The sequence below is a fragment of the Mycetocola lacteus genome (assembly GCF_003667575.1).
Taxonomy (GTDB): Bacteria; Actinomycetota; Actinomycetes; order Actinomycetales; family Microbacteriaceae; genus Mycetocola; species Mycetocola lacteus.
Genome location: NZ_RCUY01000008.1, coordinates 26,304 through 47,822, shown reverse-complemented (window position 1 = coordinate 47,822; position 21,519 = coordinate 26,304). Strand labels below are relative to the sequence as shown.

Sequence of the window (21,519 nt, the reverse complement as noted above, 5' to 3'; positions counted from 1 at the left end):
ACTACCGGATCCTAGGACCCGATCTCCTGATATGCGGCAAACAGGAGCGAGGTTTCCGGGGCGGTCAGCACGCTGGGCTTGCCGATGTCGTCCAGCACGATGAAGCGGAGCATGCCCGCGCGCACCTTCTTATCGCGCTGCATGGTGGCCAGCAGCGTGTTCCAGCGGCCCACCGGGTAGCTGGTGGGCAGATCCAGCGAGTCGAGGATCGCGCGGGTGCGGTCCACGGCCTCATCGGAGAGGCGTCCGGCCAGGCGCGAGAGTTCGGCCGCAAACACCATGCCCACCGCAACCGCGGCGCCGTGACGCCACTGGTAGCGCTCGGCGTGCTCGATCGCGTGCCCCAGGGTGTGTCCGTAGTTCAGGATTTCGCGCAGACCCGCCTCGCGGAAGTCCTCGCCCACCACCCGGGCCTTCATGTCGATCGAGAGCTCAATCACCCGGCGGAACTCATCGGTTTCCGGGTTGGTCGCCACGGCAACGTCGGCCTCGATGATGTCGAGGATCTCCGGGTAGTAGATGAACCCGGCCTTGACGATCTCGGCGAAGCCGGTGAGGATCTCGTTGCGCGGCAGGGTGTCGAGCACCGAGAGGTCAGCGAAGACGGCCGAGGGGGCGTGGAACACCCCCACCAGGTTCTTGCCCTCGTTGGTGTTGATGCCGGTCTTGCCACCCACGGCGGCGTCGACCATCGCCAGCACCGAGGTGGGCAGCGAGATCAGCTTGACCCCGCGCAGCCAGGTGGCAGCCACGAAGCCGGCGAGGTCGGTGATGGCACCGCCACCGAAGCCAATCACGGCATCGGTGCGGGCAAAGTCGGCCTGGCCGAGGATCTGCCAGCAGAAGGCGGCGACCTCCACGCGCTTGGCCGCCTCGGCATCGGGCACCTCGGCCAGCAGCACCTGGTAGTGCTCGGCCAGGGTTTCGCGCAGCGCGGCGGCGCGGGCACCCAGGGTCGGCGGGTGCACGATCAGCACCTTCTGCACCCCCTCGCCGAGGACGGCGGGGATGCCGCCATAGATGTCTCGGCCGATGATGACCTCATAGTCACCCTGCGGGGAGGAAACGGGAACGATGGTGGGTTCGGGGGTACTCATGAGTTCTCCTTAGCCCACGCGGCAATCTTGCCACCGAGGGCGGTGATGTGTCCGGCGGAGGTGTCAAAGCGAACGCTGGCAACCTCCTCGTACAGGGCGCGACGCTCGGTGAAGATGCGCAGCCAGGCGTCGGGGTCGTTCTGCACCAGCGGGCGCTTACCGCCGCGCAGGCGTCCACGCACCACCCGCTCCGACACGGTCAGGTAGATCGTGGGCAGATCGCGCAGGGTTGCGCGGGTGTCGGCATCCAGCACCGATCCCCCACCGAGTGAAACCACGGCGGGTTCGGTGAGGGCCTGGGCCACCACCTCGCGTTCGATGGCGCGGAAACCGGCTTCGCCCACCCGCTCGAAGATTCCGGCGATCTCGCCGTGCTCGGCGACGATGCGCTGGTCGGTGTCGATGAACGGGCGATCCAGGTCGCGGGCGAGCCGGCGACCAATCTTCGTTTTTCCCGAGCCCATCGGACCGACCATCGCGATCGTCTTGGGGACTGGCTGATTACTCACCGGCGGCGAGCTCCGGGTTGGAGGTCTCGGCGGTGTGCAGGTTGGCAGCCAGGTGCGCGCGGTAGGCGTCGAGGTTGCGACGGGTCTCCACGATCGAGTCGCCCCCGAACTTCTCCAGCACCGAGTTGGCCAGCACGAGCGCAACCATGGCCTCGGCGACCACCCCGGCGGCGGGGACAGCACAGACATCCGAGCGCTGGTGGTGGGCACCGGCGGCCTCGCCGGTCGCGGTGTCCACGGTGCGCAGCGAGTGCGGCACGGTGGCGATCGGCTTCATGCCGGCGCGCACACGCAGCACGGTTCCGGTGCTCATGCCGCCCTCGATGCCGCCCGCGCGGTCGCTTGAGCGCACGATCACGCCGTCCTCGATGAACAGCTCATCGTGGGCGGCCGAGCCGCGACGACGGGTGGTCTCGAAACCGTCACCGATCTCGACGCCCTTGATCGCCTGGATGCCCATGATTGCCTGCGCCAGCTGGGCGTCAAGGCGACGGTCCCAGTGCACGTGCGAACCCAGTCCGGGCGGCAGGTTGTAGGCGAGCACCTCAACCACGCCACCGATGGTGTCGCCGTTCTTCTTGGTGTCATCCACCTCGGCGACCATCTTCGCCGAGGTCTCGGCGTCGAAGCAGCGCAGCGGATCGGCATCCAGCGCGTCCACGTCGCCGGGCAGCGGCAGCGCGGTACCGTCCGGAACGCGGATCGGTCCGATCGCGATGGTGTGCGAGACCAGCTCAACACCCAGCTCGTTCAGGAACGACTTGGCCACCGCACCGAGGGCCACGCGGGCCGCGGTCTCGCGGGCGCTGGCGCGCTCCAGGATCGGACGGGCCTCGTCAAAGTTGTACTTCTGCATGCCCACCAGGTCGGCGTGACCGGGACGCGGACGGGTCAGCGGCGCACCGCGACCACGAGACATATCCGAGAGTTCCACCGGCTCCGGGCTCATGACCTCGGTCCACTTGGGCCACTCGGTGTTCCCCACCCGCAGCGCAACCGGACCACCCAGGGTGAATCCGTGACGCACGCCACCGGAGATGTGCAGCTCGTCGGCCTCAAACTTCATCCGCGATCCACGACCATAACCGAGCTTGCGGCGGGCGAGGTCCTCGCGGATGGCGTCCATCGACACCGGGACGCCCGAGGGCAGCCCCTCAACGATTGCGATCAGTTCCGGGCCGTGAGATTCTCCGGCGGTGAGCCAACGAAGCATGGCACCTATCTTTCCCTCGTCGCGGTGACCCGCGCATGAACATCTGAGGCCGGCGTGCACGGGGCATCCGGCGAAAAACCGCTAACTGGGGGTGGGTGTTGCGGGCAGCTGCAGCCCCACCGCCGCATACATGTCGGCGAGGACCGCGTGCTCATCGGGCAGAGGCAGAGCGGGGTTGTGCCCCACAAAGATCCGCACCTGGATGAGCGCCTGGCGGACCAGCATCTCCAGTCCACTGACCACGATACCGCCTTCGGCAACCCACTCGCTCGCCAGCGCGCTGGGCCAGGGCGAATAGGCCACGTCAAACAGGATTGTGCGCGCCCGCAGATCCGCCGGGAACACGATACCCGAGGAGGCCCCGCCGGGCAGGGTCGAGATCACCAGGTCAGTATCGGCGGCCACCACATACTGATCAAACCGGCGGATTTCCAGCGGGATTCCCAGGGCATCGGCGATGGGTTCCAGGTGCGCCGCACGATCCGGGGTACGCGCAAACACCCGCACGGCGTGGGCCCCCAGACGCGCGGCTGCCACCAGCGCACTGGCGGCGGTTGCACCTCCGCCCAGAATGTCGACGCCGCCGCGTGGCAGCGGGTTCTCCCCCACCAAACCGCGCACGGCATCGGCAATCCCGGCAATATCGGTGTTGAATCCGCGGGGTGCCTCCCCGGGCACCAACAGCAGCGTGTTGACGGCACCGGTCAGGGTCGCGTTTTCGTCGCGCTCCCCGGCGATCCGGAAGGATTCCCCCTTGAGCGGCATCGTCAGCGAGAGACCACGCCAGGACTCATCCAGCCCGGCCAAAATCCCGGCCAGTTCGGCCTCACCCACCTCGCGGCGATCATAGTTCCAGTCCCCCAGACCGAGCCGCGCATAGGCGGCCCGGTGCAGATCCGGGGAACGAGAGTGATCGATCGGCGAGCCGAAGACCGCGAGGTGTGTGGTGGCCACTAGCAGCCCTTACCGGGGTTCGCCGAGCACCAGTCACGCAGCTGCTTGACCGCGGCCTCGTGATCGGTGTTGTTATTGGTGAACACGGTCTCACCGGTGGTGAGGTTGACCGTGACAAAGAACAGCCAGTCGCCATCAGCCGGGGCGATCGCGGCCTTGATCGCGTCGTCGCCGGGGTTGCTGATCGGTCCGATCGGCAGGCCGGTGCGCTCGTAGGTATTCCAGTCGTTTTTATCCTTGAGGGACTCGGCCGAGGACCATACCGAACCATCGGCCTGACCCTTGCCGTACTGAGCGGTCGAGTCCATCTGGAGTTTCATGCCGGCGGCCAGACGGTTTTCGATCACCCGGGAAACCTTGGCGAAGTCATCGGTGGCCCGGGCTTCACGCTGCACGATCGAGGCCACGTTGAGAGTGCGCTCGTACTGGTCGGCGGGCACACCGGCATCGGTCAGGGCGCGCTTGGTGCGATCCACCATCGTCTGCAGGGCCTGGGTTGCCGTGGTCCCCTTGGGGAACGTGTAGGTGGCCGGGAACAGCCAGCCCTCCATCGTGACCGCATCGGCCGGCAGCCCAAAGCTTGCCGGGTTCGCCGCGGCGGCCTGAACATCGGCCTCGGGCACCCCGATCGCCGTGGCCAGCGCGGGCAGGATCGTGCGTCCGGTGTCACCCTCACGAATCAGCAGACCACCCTCGAGGCGGTTGCCGGGCTTGAGCAGCGCGTTCAGTGCGGCCTGCGCACTCATCTCCTTGCGCAGCGAGTACATGCCCGGATGGAATACCGGCTCCTCGCTGCTGGCTACCAGGAGCTGATAGAACGCCTCCACTGAAGCCGTGACGCCGGACTTATAGAGGGTGCGGGCCACGGCGGTGCCATCATCGCCGTCGGCGATGGTCACGGTGATCTGACCGGTCCCCTCGCCCTCAAAATCCTTCACTTCCATCGAGGAAATCCGTTCGATCAGCTTGGGAATAACCGGCCCCAGCGTCAACGCTCCCACACCGACCAGGGCTGCAACCACGAGCACACTAATGCCCGCGACCACAAACCCTCGCCGCCGACGTTTCTTGGGCTTCGGAGCTGCACGCACGGCGGCGGTGTGCTGTGCCAGCGCGGCCTCTGCCTCGGCGCGACGCTGCGCCCGGGTTTCGGCGATCTGGGCCTGTTCGCGGGCCTCACGACGACTGGTCGGCGTGGGCAGTACGGGATCGGGCTCCTGCAGGGCTCGTTCATGAGCCTCGACCACGTCCCGAGGAAGCTCCCCGGTCAACTCGGAGAATACGTGGTTGAGGACGTCCTCCTCGTGGTGCGCCGACCCGACCGGTCCGGATGCCTCCCCCCGCACAATCGCCTCGTCTGGCACGCCGGCGTCCCGAGGGATGGCCGCGTCTGCGGGGCCCGCAGCGGCGGCAGGGTCGACGGGACCGGAGGAACCTCCGGGGGTCAGGCGTTCGGGGAAACGTCCGTTCTGAGGGTCGGTCACACTCAGGCTCCTTCGTCGGTGAGCACCGGTTCACCGGGCGCGATCCCCCGGCCGCGCTCGGTGTCCAGGGCGTGTTGGAGGATGATAACCGCGGCGACCTGATCGATCACACCGCGCGACTTCTTCTGGGAGCGTCCCACGCCGCGCATCGCCTGGTGGGCGGTCACGGTGGACAGACGCTCATCAACCAGGCGCACCGGGGTGCCGAGGCGAGCGATCGCCTCGGCAAATCCCACGGCGTCCGCAGTTGAGGGGGTGCGGTCACCGCTCAGCGAGAGCGGCAACCCCACAATAATTTCCACCGGTTCCAACTCGGCAATGTGCTGGCGAATTGCCGCCAGATCACTGCCGTCCTCGGCGCGCGCCACGGTTTCGACCGGGGTAGCCAGCAGACCATCACGGTCGCTGCGAGCTACCCCGATGCGGGCCTTGCCCACGTCGATACCGATGCGTACACCGCGGCGGAAACCCTCGTGGGTCACGCGCGCCCGATCTGCTCGGTGATCGCGGTCAGCGCGGCGGGAATCGCCGTCACATCCTGACCGCCACCCTGAGCGAGGTCGGGCTTGCCGCCACCGCCACCGCCGAGCACGCCACTGGCAAGCTTCACCAGCGCACCGGCGGCCACGCCGGCATCGCGAGCGGCCTGGTTGGTGCCCACGATGATGACCGGACGACCGGAGACCTCCGCGGCCAGGGCCACCACGGCGGCCTCGGCACCCAGGCGCTCACGCACACCGGTCACCAGCGAACGGACGTCGTCACCCGAGGCCACCGAACCGAGGTTCTGGGCAATCACGCGCACCTGACCGGCGACCTGAGCGGTCTCGACCAGGGCGGGGATCTTCTCGGCGAGGGCCTTGGCCTCGAATCCGGCGATCTTCTTCTCGGCGGCCTTCAGCCCGGTGACGAGCTCCTGGATCTTCTCCGGCAGCTGCTCACGCGGGGTCTTCAGGCTGCCGGTGATCTGCTGCACCAGCGCGCGCTCGGCGGCCAGCTCGCGGAACGCCTCGCGCCCCACCAGGGCCTCGACACGACGGTTGGTCGAACCCACCGAGGACTCGCTGATCAGGCTGACCAGTCCGATCTCGGCCGAGGAGCGCACGTGCGTTCCCGCACACAGCTCACGCGACCAGGCACCGTTGATGTCCACCATCCGCACGCGGTCACCGTACTTCTCACCAAACAGCGCCATCGCACCGAGCTCGCGCGCCTCATCGAGGCCGAGCACGCGGGTGATGACCTCGTGGTTACCGAGGATCGCATCGTTGGCGATGTCTTCGATTTCGCTCTTGGTCTCGGCCGAGAGGGCCTGGTTCCAGGAGAAGTCGAGACGCATGTAGCCGGCCTTGTTGTAGGAACCTGACTGGTGGGCGTCCTGACCGAGGGTCTGGCGCAGCGCGGCGTGCACGAGGTGGGTGCTGGAGTGTGCGCGGGCGGCGCTCTGACGGTAGTCGGCGTCCACGATCGTGGTGGCCTCGTCACCCACGGCGACGGTTCCCTGATCGATCAGCACGGTGTGCGAGACCAGGCCCTTGACCGGACGCTGGACGTCCAGCACCTCGGCCTCGAAGCTCGAACCCACGATGCGGCCCTGGTCGGAGTCCTGGCCACCGGACTCGGCGTACAGGGTGGTCTCGGCGAGGATCAGCTCGGCGGTCTCGCCGGCCTTGGCGGCGGGCACCGAGGCGCCGTTCACGATCACACCGATGACCTTCGAACCGGTGATCAGCTCGTCATAGCCGCGGAAGTCGGTCTCGCCCAGCGCACGGAAGTCGCTGTAGACGGAGAGGTCGGCCAGGTGGCCCTTCTTGTTCTTGGCGTCGGCCTTGGCGCGCGAGCGCTGCTCACTCATCGCCTGGTCGAAGACCGCGCGATCCACGCGGAGACCGGCCTCCTCGGCGATTTCCAGGGTCAGGTCGATCGGGAAACCGAAGGTGTCGTGCAGCAGGAACGCGGTCTTACCGCTCAGGGTCGAGTTCCCGGCGGCCTTGGTCTCGGCCACGGCGGCGTCGAGGATTTCGGTACCACCGGCCAGTGTGCGGAGGAAGGTCTCCTCCTCGGCGAACGCCACCCGCGAGACGCGCGACCAGTCGGCCTCCACCTCGGGGTAGGACGCCTTCATCGCGTCGCGAGACACGGCGAACAACTCGGGGAAGCTCGCGGCCTCGTAACCCAGCAGGCGCATCGCGCGCACAACGCGGCGCAGCAGGCGACGCAGGATGTAGCCACGGCCCTCGTTAGACGGGGTCACGCCGTCGGTGATCAGCATCAGCGAGGAGCGCACGTGGTCGGCGATCACGCGCAGGCGGACGTCGTCCTCGTGGTTGGCGCCGTAGGCGCGGCCCGAGAGCTCGGCGGCGCGGTCCAGAACCGGGCGCACCTCATCGATCTCATACATGTTCTCGACACCCTGCTTGATGAACGCCACGCGCTCCAGGCCCATACCGGTGTCGATGTTCTTCTTGGGCAACTCACCCTTGATGGTGAACTCGGTCTTGGACTTCACGTCCGAGACCAGGTACTGCATGAACACCAGGTTCCAGATCTCGACGTAGCGGTCATCGTCGGTGGCCGGGCCGCCGTCGATACCGTAGGCGGGACCGCGGTCGAAGAAGATCTCCGAGCAGGGGCCCGCTGGACCGGGCTGACCGGTGGACCAGTAGTTGGTGTCGGCGTCCAGGCGCTGGATGCGCTCGGCGGGCAGGCCGGCGATCTCGGTCCAGTACTGGATGGCCTCATCGTCGTCCTTGTAGACGGTGACCCAGAGGTCCTTCGGGTCAAAACCGAGCTTGCCGTCCTCTTCGCTCCCGGTCAGGAACTCCCATGCGAAGGTGATGGCGTCCTTCTTGAAGTAGTCGCCGAAGGAGAAGTTACCGTTCATCTGGAAGAAGGTACCGTGACGCGGGGTCTTACCCACCTCTTCGATATCCGAGGTGCGGATGCACTTCTGCACGCTGGTCGCGCGGTGGAACGGGGCGGGAATCAGCCCGGTGAAGTAGGGCACAAACGGAACCATGCCGGCCACCGTAAACATCAGCGTCGGATCGTCGCTGATCAGCGAGGCGGAGGGGACTACGGTGTGGCCGCGCTCGGCGAAGAAGTTGAGCCAGCGCTTGCGAATTTCGGCGGTTTTCATGGGTCCGTTCTACTGTCGTTGGGGAGGGGAAGAGTCCGACGACTTACTTGGTGGTGGTACTGATGTCGCTATCCTCGCGAAGCTCGGCTTCGCGCAGCTTGTACGAGTCGGCAACAATGTCACCAAACTCGCGCATGCGGCCGTCGAGTTCACTGAAGAACCGACGTCCGCGGGTGGTCTTGTTCACCTCGTGGGCGACAACAAATCCCGCGGCAATACCCGCGAGGAAAATGAGGAAGTTTTTCACTGGAGTCTCCGAAATCATGAGGGTGAGTGGGCAACCACCCCACAATCTTAGTGCGCTGAGGTGGTAAAAGGTGGATCTTGCGGTGCAGGTCGCACGCTTCACCTGCGTGTGGCGATCCAAAAACCCGGGTACCAAAAGCGGGGCCACGGAAAACCGTGACCCCGCAAGAGGTGTATGGGTACTAGTTAGCGGGCTGCGTAGTACTCAACAACGAGCTGTACTTCACAGGTCACGGGGACCTCAGCACGCTTCGGACGACGCTCCAGGCGAGCCTGCAGCTTGTCGATCTCTACGTCCAGGTAAGCCGGAACCTTGGGCAGGACATCCTGGTGACCGCCAGCGGCAGCAACCTGGAAGACCTCAAGAGCCTCGGACTTCTCCTTGACGTGGATGGTCTGACCCGGCTTCACGCGGAAGGACGGGCGGTCCACCAGCTGACCGTCAACGAGGATGTGACGGTGCACAACCAGCTGACGAGCCTGGGCGGTGGTGCGGGCAAAACCGGCGCGAACCACGAGTGCGTCAAGACGCAGCTCGAGGAGCTCAACCAGGTTCTCACCGGTCAGACCGGAGGTACGACGAGCCTCTTCGAACGCAATCTTCAGCTGCTTCTCGCGAATGCCGTACTGGGCGCGAAGACGCTGCTTCTCGCGCAGACGAACGGCATAGTCGGAGTCAGCCTTGCGCTTGGTGCGGCCGTGCTCACCGGGAGCGTAGGGACGCTTCTCGAGGTACTTGGCAGCCTTCGGGGTGAGGGCAATGCCGAGTGCGCGCGAGAGGCGCGTCTTGCTACGGGTACGTGACTTAGTAGACACGGTTTCCTTTCAAATGGTTTCCATAAACAGATTTCCCGCACCACAAAACGCGGTGTGGAAAGGAGTTAGAGGGAGTGACCAGGGCGATTCGGCTACAGAATCCATCCCGTCGATCGATGAGTCTCTGCGCAGCCGTACGTCAAGACTCGATCTAGGTCCCCGCTAGCCTAGCATGCGCCCTCCCCGAAAGCACCCGCGCGCGGGGCGTTTTGTCGGGGATTTATGAGTGGCATTTCACTCTCCGAAACGATCGGAGAGGTCGTGCGCCCTAGCGTCCGCGGACGATGCGCAGGATCTTGGCCAGGCGTCCGCCCACCTCGCGCTCGTTGCCGTGGGTGGTGGGGCGATAGTAGGTGCGGCCGGTCAGCTCATCCGGCAGGTACTGCTGTTCCACCACGCCGAGTTCGGTGTCGTGCGGGTAGCGGTAGCCCTTACCGTGGCCCAGGCGTTTGGCCCCGGCGTAGTGCGCGTCGCGCAGGTGCTTGGGGACACGCCCGAACGCCCCCGCCCGCACATCGGCAATCGCGTCGTTGATGCCCAGGTAGGCGGCATTGGACTTGGCGGCTGTGGCCAGGTAGACCACGGCCTCGGCCAGCGGGATGCGTCCCTCGGGCATACCGATCATCTGGACGGCATCGGCGGCGGCCACCGCGATCACCAGGGCCTGCGGGTCGGCCAGGCCGATATCCTCCGAGGCGGAGACGATGATTCGACGGGCGATGAAGCGCGGGTCCTCCCCCGCCTCGATCATCCGGGCCAGGTAGTGCAGTGCGGCGTCGGGGTCCGAGCCGCGGATCGATTTAATAAACGCACTGATGACGTCGTAGTGCTCATCGCCGTTGCGGTCATAGCGCAGCAGCGCGCGATCCACGGCACCGGCGACGATCTCCTTGGTGATGACCGGGCGGGTGTCGGCGGGGTCAGCACTCTCCGATTCACCGTCACGGTTCGCTTCGCCGTCCCCGAGGCCTGCATCAGCATCAGCATCTGCATCGTCTTCGTCTCGATCCCCCGCTTGCCCCTCGGGGGCACCAAAATCGAGCACCCCGTCCTCGGACAGCGCCGCGGCGACCAGTGAATCGGCGGACACCGCGGCCGCCTCAAGCGCCGTGAGTGCGCGCCGGGCATCCCCCGAAGCCAGCCGAATAATGGTCGCGCGTGCCTCGGGATCCAGGCGGTAGCGATCTCCCAAACCACGCGGATCGGATACCGCACGATCGATCAGGACCCCCAGATCGTCATCGGAGAGCTGTTCCAGCGTGAGTAGCAGGGAGCGCGAGAGCAGAGGCGAGATAACCGAGAATGAGGGGTTCTCGGTGGTCGCGGCCACCAGAATGACCCAGCCGTTCTCGACCCCGGGCAGCAGTGCATCCTGCTGCGCCTTGGTAAAGCGGTGGATCTCATCGAGGAACAACACGGTGGAAAGACCGTACAGATCACGGCTGGTCATGGCCTCGGCCATCACCTCGCGCACATCCTTCACCCCGGCCGTGACCGCCGAAAGCTCCACAAACCGCCGATTGGAGGAGTGTGCGATGGTCTGCGCGATCGTGGTCTTCCCGGTCCCGGGCGGCCCCCAGAGAATGACCGAGACCGTCCCCTGATCTCCGGACTTCCCCGTGGCCAGGCTCACCAGCGGAGAACCCGGGCGCAGCAGGTGCCGCTGTCCGGCAACCTCGTCGAGGGTGCGCGGGCGCATGCGTACCGCGAGCGGAACGCTCCCGGACTGGAGGGCGGAGGACGAGGAAACCATGCCTCCAGGCTATCGGGTACCACCGGCGCCGGCTGCGAATTCGCCGTCGGCGCGCGCCATACGCACACATATTCATCGGCCGTGCCGCTAGTATCGTCTCGAACACCCGAACTCCCTGGAAAGGACCGCATCCGTGGCAGCCCAGAAAAAGGACGAAAAAGCCGCTCGCGAGGCCCGTGCACGCCTGCAGCAGTACGAGGCACGCAAGGAGGCGTGGGAGAAAAAGCGCAAGACGCGCACCCGCAACGCCTGGATTGCCGGCGGCGTGGCATTCGTCCTGGTAGCCGGAGCGATCACCTGGGGGGTCATCGCCCAGAATGCGGGCAACACCCCCGAGGCCGGATCCTCCGCCTCGCCGAGCGCCTCCTCCTCCCCCGCCCCCACGGCCAAGGCGCCGGATCCCTCGGTCGCCGAGGACCGCACCTGGACCGGGGACATCACCGTCAACGGCGTCGACCTGGGTATCGAGCTTGAGGGCCAGAAGGCACCTCAGGCCGTCGCCTCGTTTGTCTCGCTGACCCAGCAGGGCTTCTACAACGGTCTGTCCTGCCACCGCATGGTGGACACTCCCGGAACGTCGGGTGAGCCCGGATTCCAGATCCTGCAGTGCGGAGACCCCAAGGGTGACGGCTCCGGCGGCCCCGGCTACAGCTTCGGCCCGATCGAAAACGCTCCGTCCGACAACATCTACCCGGCGGGCACCCTGGCCATGGCACGCGTCGGAAACGACGCAAACTCCAACGGCAGCCAGTTCTTCATCGTCTTCGGCGACACCAAGATTCCCTCGGATAGCGCCGGCGGATACACCGTACTCGGCAAAATCACGAGTGGCCTGGATAAGCTCAACGAGTCGGTGACCACGATCCCGGTGGGCGGTGCGGATAACTCCACACCGGAACAGCCCATTAAGCTGGACTCCATTACCGTCAAATAGAATCAAGACGTATGTTGGGGCTGCCCGGCATTCGTCGTCCATACTAGGCTTATCGAGAGATCTCGAGAGCATCGAGCGTAAACATCAGCAAGGTGAGGCACGTGTCTACTTCCGAACAGCAACCGTGGGGTCGCGTTGACGACTCCGGTACCGTTTTTGTCCGCGAGGGCGAGCAGTGGCGTGAGGTTGGTCAGTACCCCGACGGCACCGCCGAAGAGGCACTCGCCTACTTCGAGCGCAAGTACCTCGATCTGGCCGGCCAGGTCACCCTGCTGGAGCAGCGCGCCAAGCGCGGCGCTCCCGCAAGCGACATCTCCAAGGCCGTCGCCAAGCTCCACGAGGAACTGACCGACGCCAAGGCCGTGGGTGACATTGCCTCGCTGGTTTCCCGCGTGGGTGCCCTGGACGCCACCGTGGGCGAGCTCACCGAGCAGCAGACCGAGGCGGCCAAGGCCGAACTCGAGGAGGCCGTGGCTGAGCGCACCCGCATCGTCGAGCAGGCCGAGGCCGTCGCCGGTCAGGATCCCGCCAAGACGCAGTGGAAGCAGGCCACCGAGCAGATGGCCGAGCTGTTTGCGGCCTGGCAGAAGCACCAGCAGGAGGGCCCCAAGCTCTCCAAGGGTGTGGCCAACGACCTGTGGAAGCGGTTCCGTACCGCCCGCGGCACCGTGGATGCCAACCGTCGTGCGTTCTTCGCCGAGCTGGATTCGGTCCACAAGGAAGCACGCACCCGCAAGCAGAAGCTGATCGAGGCCGCCGAGGCCCTGATCCCGCGCGGTGCCGAGGCCACCTCGGACTACCGCCGTTTGCTGGACGAGTGGAAGCTCTCGGGTCGTGCCGGCAAGCGCCAGGACGACAACCTGTGGGCCCGCTTCAAGGCCGCCGGTGACGCGATCTACCAGGCCAAGGCCGAGCTGGACGCCATCGACAACGCCGAGTTCCAGGCAAACTACGAGAAGAAGCGCGAGCTGCTCGACCAGGCCACCCCGCTACTGCAGGAGACCGACCGCGAGAAGCTGCGTGCGGCTCTGCTGAACGTTCAGCGTCAGTGGGACGAGGTCGGCAAGGTTCCGCGCGACAAGATCCGCGAGGTTGAAGACGGACTGCGCGCCGTGGAAAACCACCTCCGTGCGCTGGACGATGAGCACTGGAGCAAGAACAACCCCGAGACCAAGGCTCGCACCGAGGGTCTGGCTGGTCAGCTGAACGCGGCCATCGAGAAGCTCGAGCAGGAGCTTGCGGCGGCCGAGGCCACGGGAGATGCCAAGAAGATTGCCAAGGCCAGCGAGGCGCTTGAGGCACGCAAGGCGTGGCTCAACGTCCTCGGCTAGGCTTCCTTCATACGAACGGCCACGGAACCCTCGGGTTCCGTGGCCGTTCTGGTTGTCCGGGGCGTCCGCACCCTGCACATTTCCCCCTGTCCGGGGCGTCCGAACCCTGGACTTTTCCCCCAAAGGTGGACAGGCTGGGAACATGACCCCGGTAGATCTGGCTCGACTCTTCCCGGGTCCGGGGGCCCACCTTCCGGATCTGCTCACCACCGCGGATATGCCGCTGGCTCAGCTGATGGGTGCGCGGCTGCGTGGCGAGGTGTATGCCCTCGAACGAGGCTTTGTCCCGATCGACATTCCCGAGACCTCCGCGCTGCGTGCCCGAGCACTCGCCCTGGCGCTGCCCGAACCCGCCGATAGTCACCGACTGTGTGCGGTGGGTGCGTCCGCGCGCTGGATCCGGGACCTCGATGTCCCCCGCCCCCTCCGACACACGTTCCAGGGCACCCAGCGTCATCGCACACACCGCTGGAGCATCCTCGACGCCACCGTTCTCCCCGGAGCTATCCCCGAAGAACGTCGCACCCGGATCGCCGGACTCTGGGTCGAACTCACCGAGCCGGAATCACCAACGCCCGCCCACTCGGACTGAGTGGGCGGGCGTGAGAGCGGCATCGAGGCTAGCCGCCAGTCACCCGGTAGACGTCGTAGACGGCATCGATGCGGCGCACCGCGTTCAGGACACGATCCAGGTGGGTGGTGTCGCCCATTTCGAAGACAAAACGAGAAATCGCCAGGCGGTTGCTTGAGGTCGAGACATTCGCCGAGAGGATGTTGACGTGGTGTTCGCTGAGCACCCGGGTCACGTCACTCAGCAGGCCCGCGCGGTCCAGGGCTTCCACCTGGATCTGCACCATGAACACGCTCTTTGAGGATGCGGCCCAGGCCACCTCGATCATTCGATCCGGTTCCTGCATCAGACCCTGGACGTTGTGGCAGTCGGCGCGGTGCACTGAGACACCCGACCCGCGGGTCACAAAGCCGACGATCTCATCCCCGGGCACCGGGGTGCAGCACTTGGCCAGCTTAACCAGGATGTCGGCGGCCCCGCGCACCAGCACACCGGAGTCGCTGTGTTCCTGCGGGCGGACGCGGCCGCGCATCGGGAACTCGATCGCGTGCTCCTCGGCCTCCTGATCGCCCTGGAGCAGCGAAACCACCTTCTCCAGGACCGACTGGGTCGAGACGTGCCCCTCGCCCACGGCGGCGTAGAGGGCCGAGACGTCCTCGTAGCGCATCTGGGCGGCAACCTCGGCGAAGCTGTCGCGGTCCATGAGCTTCTGCAGCGGCAGGTTCTGCTTCCGCATCGCCCGGGCGATCGCGTCCTTGCCCTGCTCGATGGCCTCGTCGCGGCGCTCCTTGGTGAACCACTGCCGGATCTTATTGCGCGCCCGGGTGCTCTTCACAAACGCCAGCCAGTCCTGGCTGGGGCCCGAGTCGGGGTTCTTCGAGGTGAAGACTTCCACCACGTCCCCGGAGTTCAGTTCGGTCTCCAGCGGCACCAGGCGGCCGTTGACCTTGGAACCCATCGTGCGGTGGCCCACCTCGGTGTGCACCGCATAGGCGAAGTCCACCGGGGTCGCCCCGGCGGGCAGGCCCACCACGCGCCCCTTGGGGGTGAACACGTACACTTCCTTGGCACCAATTTCGAAGCGCAGCGAGTCCAGGAATTCACCCGGATCGGCGGTCTCGGCCTGCCAATCGGAGATGTGCTTGAGCCAGGCCATATCGGTCCCGGTTGAGCGCGAAACCTCAACCTTATTGCCCGCGTTGCGCTCCTTATACGCCCAGTGCGCGGCCACACCGTACTCGGCGTGCTCGTGCATCTCCTGGGTGCGGATCTGAATCTCCACCGACTTACCGCCGGGGCCGATCACGGTGGTGTGCAGCGACTGATAGAGGTTGAACTTCGGGGTTGCGATGTAGTCCTTGAAGCGACCAGGGATCGGGGTCCAGCGGGCATGGATCGCACCGAGGACCGCATAGCAGTCGCGCACCGAGTTCACGATCACGCGGATACCCACCAGGTCGTAGATGTCATCAAACTCGCGCCCACGCAGAATCATCTTCTGATAGATCGAGTAGTACTGCTTGGGCCGGCCCATGACCTTGCCACGGATCTTCGCCGCGCGCAGATCGGTGGTGACCTCCTGGATCACCTGCTGGACGAACTCCTCACGCTTGGGCGTGCGCTCCTTAACCAGCGACTCGATCTCGGCATAGATCTTGGGGTATAGGACCGCGAAGGAGAGGTCTTCCAGCTCCCACTTGATCGTCTGAATACCCAGGCGGTGGGCCAGCGGCGCGTAGATTTCCAGCGTCTCGGTGGCCTTGCGGGTCGACTTCTCCGGCGGCACGAAGCCCCAGGTGCGGGCGTTGTGGAGGCGGTCGGCCAGCTTGATGATCAGCACACGAATGTCCTTGGACATCGCCACGATCATCTTGCGCACGGTTTCGGCCTGAGCGGCATCCCCGTACTTGACCTTGTCCAGCTTGGTGACCCCGTCCACCAGCATCGCGATCTCATCACCGAAATCGGCGCGCAACTGGTCCAGGGTGTAGTCGGTGTCCTCCACCGTATCGTGCAGCAGCGCACCGGCGAGGGTGCGCGGGCCGAGGCCCAGATCCGCGAGGATCTGGGCGACCGCCACCGGATGGGTGATATAGGGCTCACCGCTCTGACGCTTCTGCCCGCGGTGGGCACGCTCGGCAACGGTATAGGCCCGCTCGATCACCGACAGGTCGGCGCGCGGGTGGTGCGTGCGGGCGGTTCGAACCAATCGGTCCACGGCACCCGCCGGCTGAGCCTTGGAAAAAATGCGCGGAACCAGCCGCCGCAGCGACGCATTCGCCGTATTTGTATCGGTCATCGTCGATTCACCACCTCATGTCTCTGCTCCCTATTATGCCCGCTCCCCGCCCCCACAAAGACCACGGCCCACCGCTAACCGCGAACACCACACTGTACCCACCGCCACCACCAAAAAACCGGAGCCCCGCCGCGATTGCGACGGGGCCCCGGTCCAGGGTGTAGCTGAGCTGTTTAGGCCTCGGAGGTCGAGCCCTGAACGGCCGCACGCTCGCGGTCGGCGAGCACCTTGCGGTCGTGCTTGGCAATCGCCGGCTCCTTCTCGCGCAGCAGCGAGTACAGCGGCGCCGCAACGAAGATGGTCGAGTAGGTGGCCACGAGGATACCCACCAGCAGCGACAGCGAAATGTCCCGCAGGGTCTCGGCACCCAGGAAGAGGTCACCGATCACCAGGATCGAGGCCACCGGCAGAGCCGCCACAACCGAGGTGTTAATCGAACGCACCAGGGTCTGGTTGACCGCCAGGTTGACCGACTCACCGAACGTGCGGGGCGAGTGCTCCCCCGCCTCGGTGGTGTTCTCTCGAATCTTGTCGAAGACCACCACCGTGTCATACAGCGAGTAGCCGAGGATCGTCAGGAATCCAATCACCGCGGCCGGGCTGATCTGGAATCCACTGAGGGCATAAACCCCCAGGGTGATCACCAGCACGTCCACCAGGGCGATAATCGCCGCGGCCGACATCTTCCAGGTGCGGAAGTACAGGGCCATGATGATGAAGGTCAGCACCAGGAAGATCACCAGACCGGTGAGCGCCTGCCGGCTCACATCCGCACCCCAGGAGGGGCCGATGAAGGACGAGGTCACCTCGCTCTCGTTGACCTTGAAGGTGCTGGCCAGAGCCTTGGCTACCTGGCTGGACTGGTCCGAGGTCATCTGGTCGGTCTGCACACGAATCGCGTGGTCGCCCACCTCGCTGACCTTCGACACGGCGGAGGGAACCACCGAGGAGACGGCGTCCGAAGCCTTGGTCTGGTTGGCGTCGGTGACGCCACTCACGGTGAACTCGGATCCACCGGTGAACTCGATCGAGAAGTTGAACGGTGCACCGGTCGTGATGCCACGCACCACGGGAACCATGATCGAACCGATCACCAGCAGGATCGCGATGGTGAACCACAGCTTGCGGCGACCAACGAAGTTGATCGAACGCTTGCCGGTGTAGAGGTCGTTACCAAACGACGTCAGGTTGAGGCTGGGCATTAGCTCTCCTTCGAAGAGGTCGAACCGTTGGCGGCCTGAGCCTCGGCGAGCTTGCGCTCGGCGATGGTCTGACGCTTCTGGGCCTCACGGCTGGCCCCGAGGGCCTTCTTGGAACCGGTCATTTCGGGGGTGCGGAACTGTGCGCGTCCGCGGTAGATCGCACCGAGGGCGTTGGGGTCCAGACCCGTCAGCGGGTGACCGCTGGCAAAGAATCGGTTACGAGCAAGCAGCTGGAGCATCGGGTGGGTGAAGAGCACCACCACGATGACGTCGATCACGGTGGTCAGACCCAGCGTGAACGCGAAGCCCTGCACGTTACCCACGGCCAGCAGGTAGAGCACCACGGCGGCCAGCAGGTTCACACCCTTGGACGCGTAGATGGTGCGCTTGGCGCGCTTCCATCCGGCCTCCACGGCGGATTCCAGGCCACGGCCATCACGGAGCTCATCTCGAATACGTTCGAAGTACACGATGAACGAGTCCGCCGTGAATCCGATCGCGACGATGATACCCGCCACACCTGCCAACGACAGTCGGTAGCCCTGCCCCCACGAGAGGAGCGCCAGGGCCGCGTAGGTGAGGGCTCCCGCCACCACGAGCGAGAAGATGGTCACAAAACCCAGCAGACGGTACTGGAACAGCGTGTAGATGACCACCAGGATCAAACCGATCAGACCGGCGAGCATACCGCCGGAAAGCTGAGTGGCACCCAGGGTTGCGGAGATCTCCGAGCTGGACTGCACACCGAAGGACAGCGGCAGTGCACCGTACTTGAGCTGGTCAGCGAGGGCCTTGGCGCTCTGCTCGTTGAAGTTACCGGAGATGCTCGGGCGGCCATCGGTGATGACTCCCTGCATGACCGGGGCCGAGATGACCTTGCCATCAAGCACAAACGCGAAGGCCGCGCGGGCGTCGTTCTGGTTGGCCGAGTACAGCTTGTACAGGCGCTTGCTCACATCGGTGAACGCATCCTTGCCCTTGCCGGCGAGGGTGATGTTCACAGCCCACTCACCGGTGCTCGCACCGGAGGAGGTGGTCTTGATGCCCGCGGAAGCATCGGTGATCGAGTCACCGTTGAGCTCAACCGGACCCAGCAGGTAGCGCACGGTACCGTCATCCGAGCAGGCCACCACCGGCTGATCCTTGGGCGCGTTCTCGGCACCGGTCGGGGTCTTGCAGTCGGTGGCCAGGAACTCGGCGCTCAGGTACGGGGTGACCCAGGCCAGGTCGCTCCCGTCGGTGGGCTTGGTAGCCGGGGTCTTGGACAGGTCATCGGTCGGCTTGGGGTTCGGCGTCTCCTTGCCGTCCTCGCCGGTCGTGGTGGTGGTCGGAGCCGACGCCACCAGAACCGAACGGAACTGCAGCTGAGCACTGGACTCGATCCGCTTCCGGGTGTCCTCATCGACCTTGCCCGGGATCGACACAACAATGTTGCGTCCACCCTGGGTGTTAACCTCGGCCTCGGTCACACCGGTCGCGTTCACACGCTGACGGATGATCGACACGGCCTGGTTCAGCTGCTCGGCGGAAACCTGCTGTCCACCCTCAAGCTTGGGCTCGAGGATGATCTGCGTTCCACCCTCCAGGTCGAGGGCGAGCTTGGGCTGCCAGGAGGCGTCCCCAAACATCGTTCCCGCGGCAAGACCGCCAAACATGGCAATGAGGATCACCGCCAACCAGATGAGCGCCCGCCTACCGTGGCGGACGGGAGCCTGTCGTGATTGTGCCAATGGGCTACTCAGCTTTCTATGGAGGGACGCGCCAGAACTACCCCGACGCGTGCGATGGGAGAGGCGCGTTACTTCTCGTCGGTCTTGGGCTTGGCGGTCTCGGCGCGCTCACCGAACTCGGGCTCGCCCACGAAGGTGGCGTTGTCCTCGTTCAGCTGAGCCTCGGCGGTCTCGTCCTCGGCGGCCGGCTCCTCGGTGGGAACCACGCGCGAGACGATCTGACGGTGCACGGTGAGGATGGTACCGGGGCTGGTCTCCAGCAGGACCTTGTTGTTCTCGTCATCAATCGAGATGATGGTGCCGAAGATGCCACCGTTGGTCATCACCTCGGCACCGGGAACAACCTGCTCCTGCAGGGCGGCGAGGTCACGCTTGCGCTTCTGACCGTTACGGAACATAAAGAAGATGAGCAGTGCCATAACGGCGAGCATGATGACGGTCATGAAGTCCATGATTTTACGCAGAGCCTTTCGCGGCGCGAGCGCCGGGGATCAAAGTTTCGGGTGTGTTGTTCGCTTGAATTATAGGTCATTGCCCTGTTGCGGGGCGTGGGGATGCTGAATCCCGAAGTGTGCGTAGGCCTCATTGGTCGCCATTCGACCGCGTGGGGTGCGCATGATCAAACCTATCCGTACCAGGAAGGGTTCCACCACACTTTCGATGGTTTCGGCCTCTTCTCCGACGGATACCGCCAGGGTGTTCAGCCCCACCGGTCCCCCGCCGAAGCGCTTGAGCAGGATCTCCATGACGGCCCGGTCCAGGCGGTCTAGCCCCAGCGGATCCACGTCATACAGCTCCAGGGCGGCACTCACGGCGGTGAGGTCCGCGCGGGAATTGTGAACCAGCGCATAGTCACGGACGCGGCGCAGCAGCCGGTTGGCGATACGCGGGGTTCCTCGACAGCGGCCGGCGATTTCGGCCAGTGCCGCGCGATCGATGTCCAGATCCAGGAGTCCGGCGGCGCGAGCGAGCACCTGTTCGAGTTCGTTATCGGCGTAAAACTCCAGGTGTGCGGTGAACCCAAATCGGTCGCGCAGTGGGTTGGGGAGCAGACCGGCGCGAGTCGTCGCGCCCACCAGGGTGAACGGGGCGAGTTCCAGCGGAACCGAGGTTGCACCGGCGCCCTTGCCCACCATGATGTCGATCCGGAAGTCTTCCATCGCCAGGTAGAGCATCTCCTCGGCGGAGCGCGCCATCCGGTGAATCTCGTCAATGAAGAGGACCTCGCCGGGCACCAGGCTGGAGAGCAGCGCGGCCAGATCGCCCGCATGCTGGATCGCCGGGCCGCTGGACATGCGCAGCGGACGCTCGCTCTCCTGGGCCACGATCATCGCCAGGGTGGTTTTTCCGAGCCCGGGAGGGCCGGCTAGCAGGATGTGATCGGGGGTGCGCTCCTGCAGGGCCGCGGCGCGCAGCAGCAGCTCCAGCTGCCCGCGCACCTTCTGCTGTCCCACAAACTCGCTCAGCGTGCTCGGGCGCAGGGCACCCTCGAAGGCCAGCTCGGCGTCCCCGGAGGCGGTGGCGCTCAGGGTTTCGGCGACGTCGTCGAATTCGACGCTCATCGTCCGCTCCCCGGCTGGGGTCCGAGGGCCGACAGGGTGGCGCGCAGCAGCGCGGGCACGGTAGCGGAGGCGGGGTCACCACTCGCGGCGAGGGCGGCCTCCACCGCGGGCACGGCCACGTGTTCGTTCCATCCGAGGCCCAGCAGGGCCTCGATCACGCTGGCCTTGACGGCGGCAGAGCCGGTCGCACTCGCGCTGACCCGGCGGGTGGCCACGAGCTTGCCGGCCAGGGAGACGATGATCAGCTTGGCGGTCTTGGGGCCGATACCGGTGACCTTGCGGAACGCGGAGTCGTCCTCGGCGGCCACGGCGTCGGCGATCTGATCCGGGCTCATCGAGGCGAGCACACCGAGCGCGGATTTGGGGCCCACACCGTTGACGCCGAGGAGCACCTCGAAGACGTCGAGCTGCTCGGTGGTTTCAAACCCAAACAGGAGCTGGGCATCCTCACGGATGATGTGCGAAATGTGCACAAACGTTTCGGCGCCCACACGCAGGCGTACCGCGTGTTCGGGCGTAATCTGTACGGCGTAACCAACGCCGCCTACCTCGATGGCCACTCGGCCGGCGGTGGTGCTGAGCACGGTCCCGCGAAGACTTACAATCACGCCCCTAGCCTATGCCCCGCCTGCGACACGGACTCACTGCCACGCCCGATATTACGCAGGAAGCGGCGATA

Annotated in this window: 19 protein-coding genes; 3 read left to right on the top strand and 16 right to left on the bottom strand. The window is 65.6% G+C overall.

What is annotated here, in order from left to right:
- Window positions 1-11: 11 nt before the first annotated feature.
- From aroB to D9V34_RS09160, 10 genes are all read right to left on the bottom strand, one after another.
- A complete protein-coding gene (aroB, locus tag D9V34_RS09205) occupies window positions 12-1,097 on the bottom strand; it encodes a 3-dehydroquinate synthase (RefSeq protein WP_121688547.1) in 1,086 nt (361 codons plus the stop codon).
- Window positions 1,094-1,606 carry a shikimate kinase gene (locus D9V34_RS09200; protein ID WP_121688546.1) on the bottom strand — a complete coding sequence of 171 codons (513 nt, stop codon included), beginning with the start codon at window positions 1,604-1,606 and terminating at the stop codon, window positions 1,094-1,096. Before D9V34_RS09200 ends, aroB begins: the two co-directional genes overlap by 4 nt.
- On the bottom strand, window positions 1,599-2,819 hold the full coding sequence (gene aroC / locus D9V34_RS09195; RefSeq protein ID WP_121688545.1) for a chorismate synthase: 1,221 nt from the start codon (window positions 2,817-2,819) through the stop codon (window positions 1,599-1,601). The genes D9V34_RS09200 and aroC overlap by 8 nt, the downstream gene beginning before the upstream one ends.
- Before the next feature lie 81 nt (window positions 2,820-2,900).
- Window positions 2,901-3,773 carry a shikimate dehydrogenase gene (locus tag D9V34_RS09190; protein ID WP_121688544.1) on the bottom strand — a complete coding sequence of 291 codons (873 nt, stop codon included), beginning with the start codon at window positions 3,771-3,773 and terminating at the stop codon, window positions 2,901-2,903.
- Complete coding sequence (mltG, locus tag D9V34_RS09185) at window positions 3,773-5,257, bottom strand: endolytic transglycosylase MltG (RefSeq protein ID WP_121688543.1); 1,485 nt, start codon at window positions 5,255-5,257, stop codon at window positions 3,773-3,775. The genes D9V34_RS09190 and mltG overlap by 1 nt, the downstream gene beginning before the upstream one ends.
- A 2-nt stretch (window positions 5,258-5,259) precedes the next feature.
- Complete coding sequence (ruvX, locus tag D9V34_RS09180; protein ID WP_121688542.1) at window positions 5,260-5,739, bottom strand: Holliday junction resolvase RuvX; 480 nt, start codon at window positions 5,737-5,739, stop codon at window positions 5,260-5,262.
- Complete coding sequence (gene alaS / locus D9V34_RS09175) at window positions 5,736-8,396, bottom strand: alanine--tRNA ligase (protein ID WP_121688541.1); 2,661 nt, start codon at window positions 8,394-8,396, stop codon at window positions 5,736-5,738. The genes ruvX and alaS overlap by 4 nt, the downstream gene beginning before the upstream one ends.
- A gap of 43 nt (window positions 8,397-8,439) precedes the next feature.
- The gene (locus tag D9V34_RS09170) at window positions 8,440-8,643 is read right to left on the bottom strand and encodes a hypothetical protein (RefSeq protein WP_030143455.1); all 204 of its coding nucleotides are present in this window, start codon (window positions 8,641-8,643) and stop codon (window positions 8,440-8,442) included.
- 185 nt (window positions 8,644-8,828) lie between these two features.
- On the bottom strand, window positions 8,829-9,458 hold the full coding sequence (gene rpsD, locus D9V34_RS09165) for a 30S ribosomal protein S4 (RefSeq protein WP_030143454.1): 630 nt from the start codon (window positions 9,456-9,458) through the stop codon (window positions 8,829-8,831).
- Between the two features lie 268 nt (window positions 9,459-9,726).
- Window positions 9,727-11,211, bottom strand: a complete 1,485-nt coding sequence (locus tag D9V34_RS09160) for a replication-associated recombination protein A (RefSeq protein WP_121688540.1) — start codon at window positions 11,209-11,211, stop codon at window positions 9,727-9,729.
- Window positions 11,212-11,344: 133 nt separating this feature from the next.
- Here D9V34_RS09160 and D9V34_RS09155 point away from each other — a divergent pair, with 133 nt between their 5' ends.
- The 3 genes from D9V34_RS09155 to D9V34_RS09145 all read left to right on the top strand — a co-directional run bounded on the left by D9V34_RS09155 (window position 11,345) and on the right by D9V34_RS09145 (window position 14,068).
- Window positions 11,345-12,145: a peptidylprolyl isomerase gene (locus D9V34_RS09155; RefSeq protein WP_121688539.1), complete on the top strand. Its 801-nt coding sequence runs from the start codon at window positions 11,345-11,347 to the stop codon at window positions 12,143-12,145.
- 101 nt (window positions 12,146-12,246) lie between these two features.
- A complete protein-coding gene (locus tag D9V34_RS09150; RefSeq protein WP_121688538.1) occupies window positions 12,247-13,476 on the top strand; it encodes a DUF349 domain-containing protein in 1,230 nt (409 codons plus the stop codon).
- A gap of 142 nt (window positions 13,477-13,618) precedes the next feature.
- Complete coding sequence (locus D9V34_RS09145; protein WP_121688537.1) at window positions 13,619-14,068, top strand: hypothetical protein; 450 nt, start codon at window positions 13,619-13,621, stop codon at window positions 14,066-14,068.
- Between the two features lie 28 nt (window positions 14,069-14,096).
- Here D9V34_RS09145 and D9V34_RS09140 read toward each other — a convergent pair whose 3' ends face one another.
- The 6 genes from D9V34_RS09140 to ruvA all read right to left on the bottom strand — a co-directional run bounded on the left by D9V34_RS09140 (window position 14,097) and on the right by ruvA (window position 21,448).
- Entirely contained in the window at window positions 14,097-16,346 is a 2,250-nt protein-coding gene (locus D9V34_RS09140; protein ID WP_030143449.1) for a RelA/SpoT family protein, read from the bottom strand.
- Window positions 16,347-16,519: 173 nt separating this feature from the next.
- Entirely contained in the window at window positions 16,520-17,548 is a 1,029-nt protein-coding gene (secF, locus tag D9V34_RS09135) for a protein translocase subunit SecF (protein ID WP_121688536.1), read from the bottom strand.
- Window positions 17,548-19,203, bottom strand: coding sequence for a protein translocase subunit SecD (gene secD / locus D9V34_RS09130; RefSeq protein ID WP_121688567.1), 1,656 nt, complete (start codon window positions 19,201-19,203; stop codon window positions 17,548-17,550). Before secD ends, secF begins: the two co-directional genes overlap by 1 nt.
- A 143-nt stretch (window positions 19,204-19,346) precedes the next feature.
- The gene (gene yajC / locus D9V34_RS09125) at window positions 19,347-19,721 is read right to left on the bottom strand and encodes a preprotein translocase subunit YajC (RefSeq protein WP_245991982.1); all 375 of its coding nucleotides are present in this window, start codon (window positions 19,719-19,721) and stop codon (window positions 19,347-19,349) included.
- A gap of 78 nt (window positions 19,722-19,799) precedes the next feature.
- Entirely contained in the window at window positions 19,800-20,840 is a 1,041-nt protein-coding gene (ruvB, locus tag D9V34_RS09120; protein WP_030143445.1) for a Holliday junction branch migration DNA helicase RuvB, read from the bottom strand.
- Entirely contained in the window at window positions 20,837-21,448 is a 612-nt protein-coding gene (gene ruvA, locus D9V34_RS09115) for a Holliday junction branch migration protein RuvA (RefSeq protein WP_121688534.1), read from the bottom strand. The genes ruvB and ruvA overlap by 4 nt, the downstream gene beginning before the upstream one ends.
- Window positions 21,449-21,519: the final 71 nt, after the last annotated feature.

What these genes read in the sequence shown, in the direction of transcription:
- D9V34_RS09145 (WP_121688537.1), top strand. Translation starts at nt 13,619, where the DNA reads ATGACCCCGGTAGATCTGGCTCGACTCTTCCCGGGTCCGGGGGCCCAC.
- secD (WP_121688567.1), bottom strand. Translation starts at nt 19,203, where the DNA reads ATGTTTGGCGGTCTTGCCGCGGGAACGATGTTTGGGGACGCCTCCTGG.
- D9V34_RS09160 (WP_121688540.1), bottom strand. Translation starts at nt 11,211, where the DNA reads ATGGTTTCCTCGTCCTCCGCCCTCCAGTCCGGGAGCGTTCCGCTCGCG.
- ruvB (WP_030143445.1), bottom strand. Translation starts at nt 20,840, where the DNA reads ATGAGCGTCGAATTCGACGACGTCGCCGAAACCCTGAGCGCCACCGCC.
- aroC (WP_121688545.1), bottom strand. Translation starts at nt 2,819, where the DNA reads ATGCTTCGTTGGCTCACCGCCGGAGAATCTCACGGCCCGGAACTGATC.
- alaS (WP_121688541.1), bottom strand. Translation starts at nt 8,396, where the DNA reads ATGAAAACCGCCGAAATTCGCAAGCGCTGGCTCAACTTCTTCGCCGAG.
- secF (WP_121688536.1), bottom strand. Translation starts at nt 17,548, where the DNA reads ATGCCCAGCCTCAACCTGACGTCGTTTGGTAACGACCTCTACACCGGC.
- yajC (WP_245991982.1), bottom strand. Translation starts at nt 19,721, where the DNA reads ATGACCGTCATCATGCTCGCCGTTATGGCACTGCTCATCTTCTTTATG.
- D9V34_RS09140 (WP_030143449.1), bottom strand. Translation starts at nt 16,346, where the DNA reads ATGACCGATACAAATACGGCGAATGCGTCGCTGCGGCGGCTGGTTCCG.
- aroB (WP_121688547.1), bottom strand. Translation starts at nt 1,097, where the DNA reads ATGAGTACCCCCGAACCCACCATCGTTCCCGTTTCCTCCCCGCAGGGT.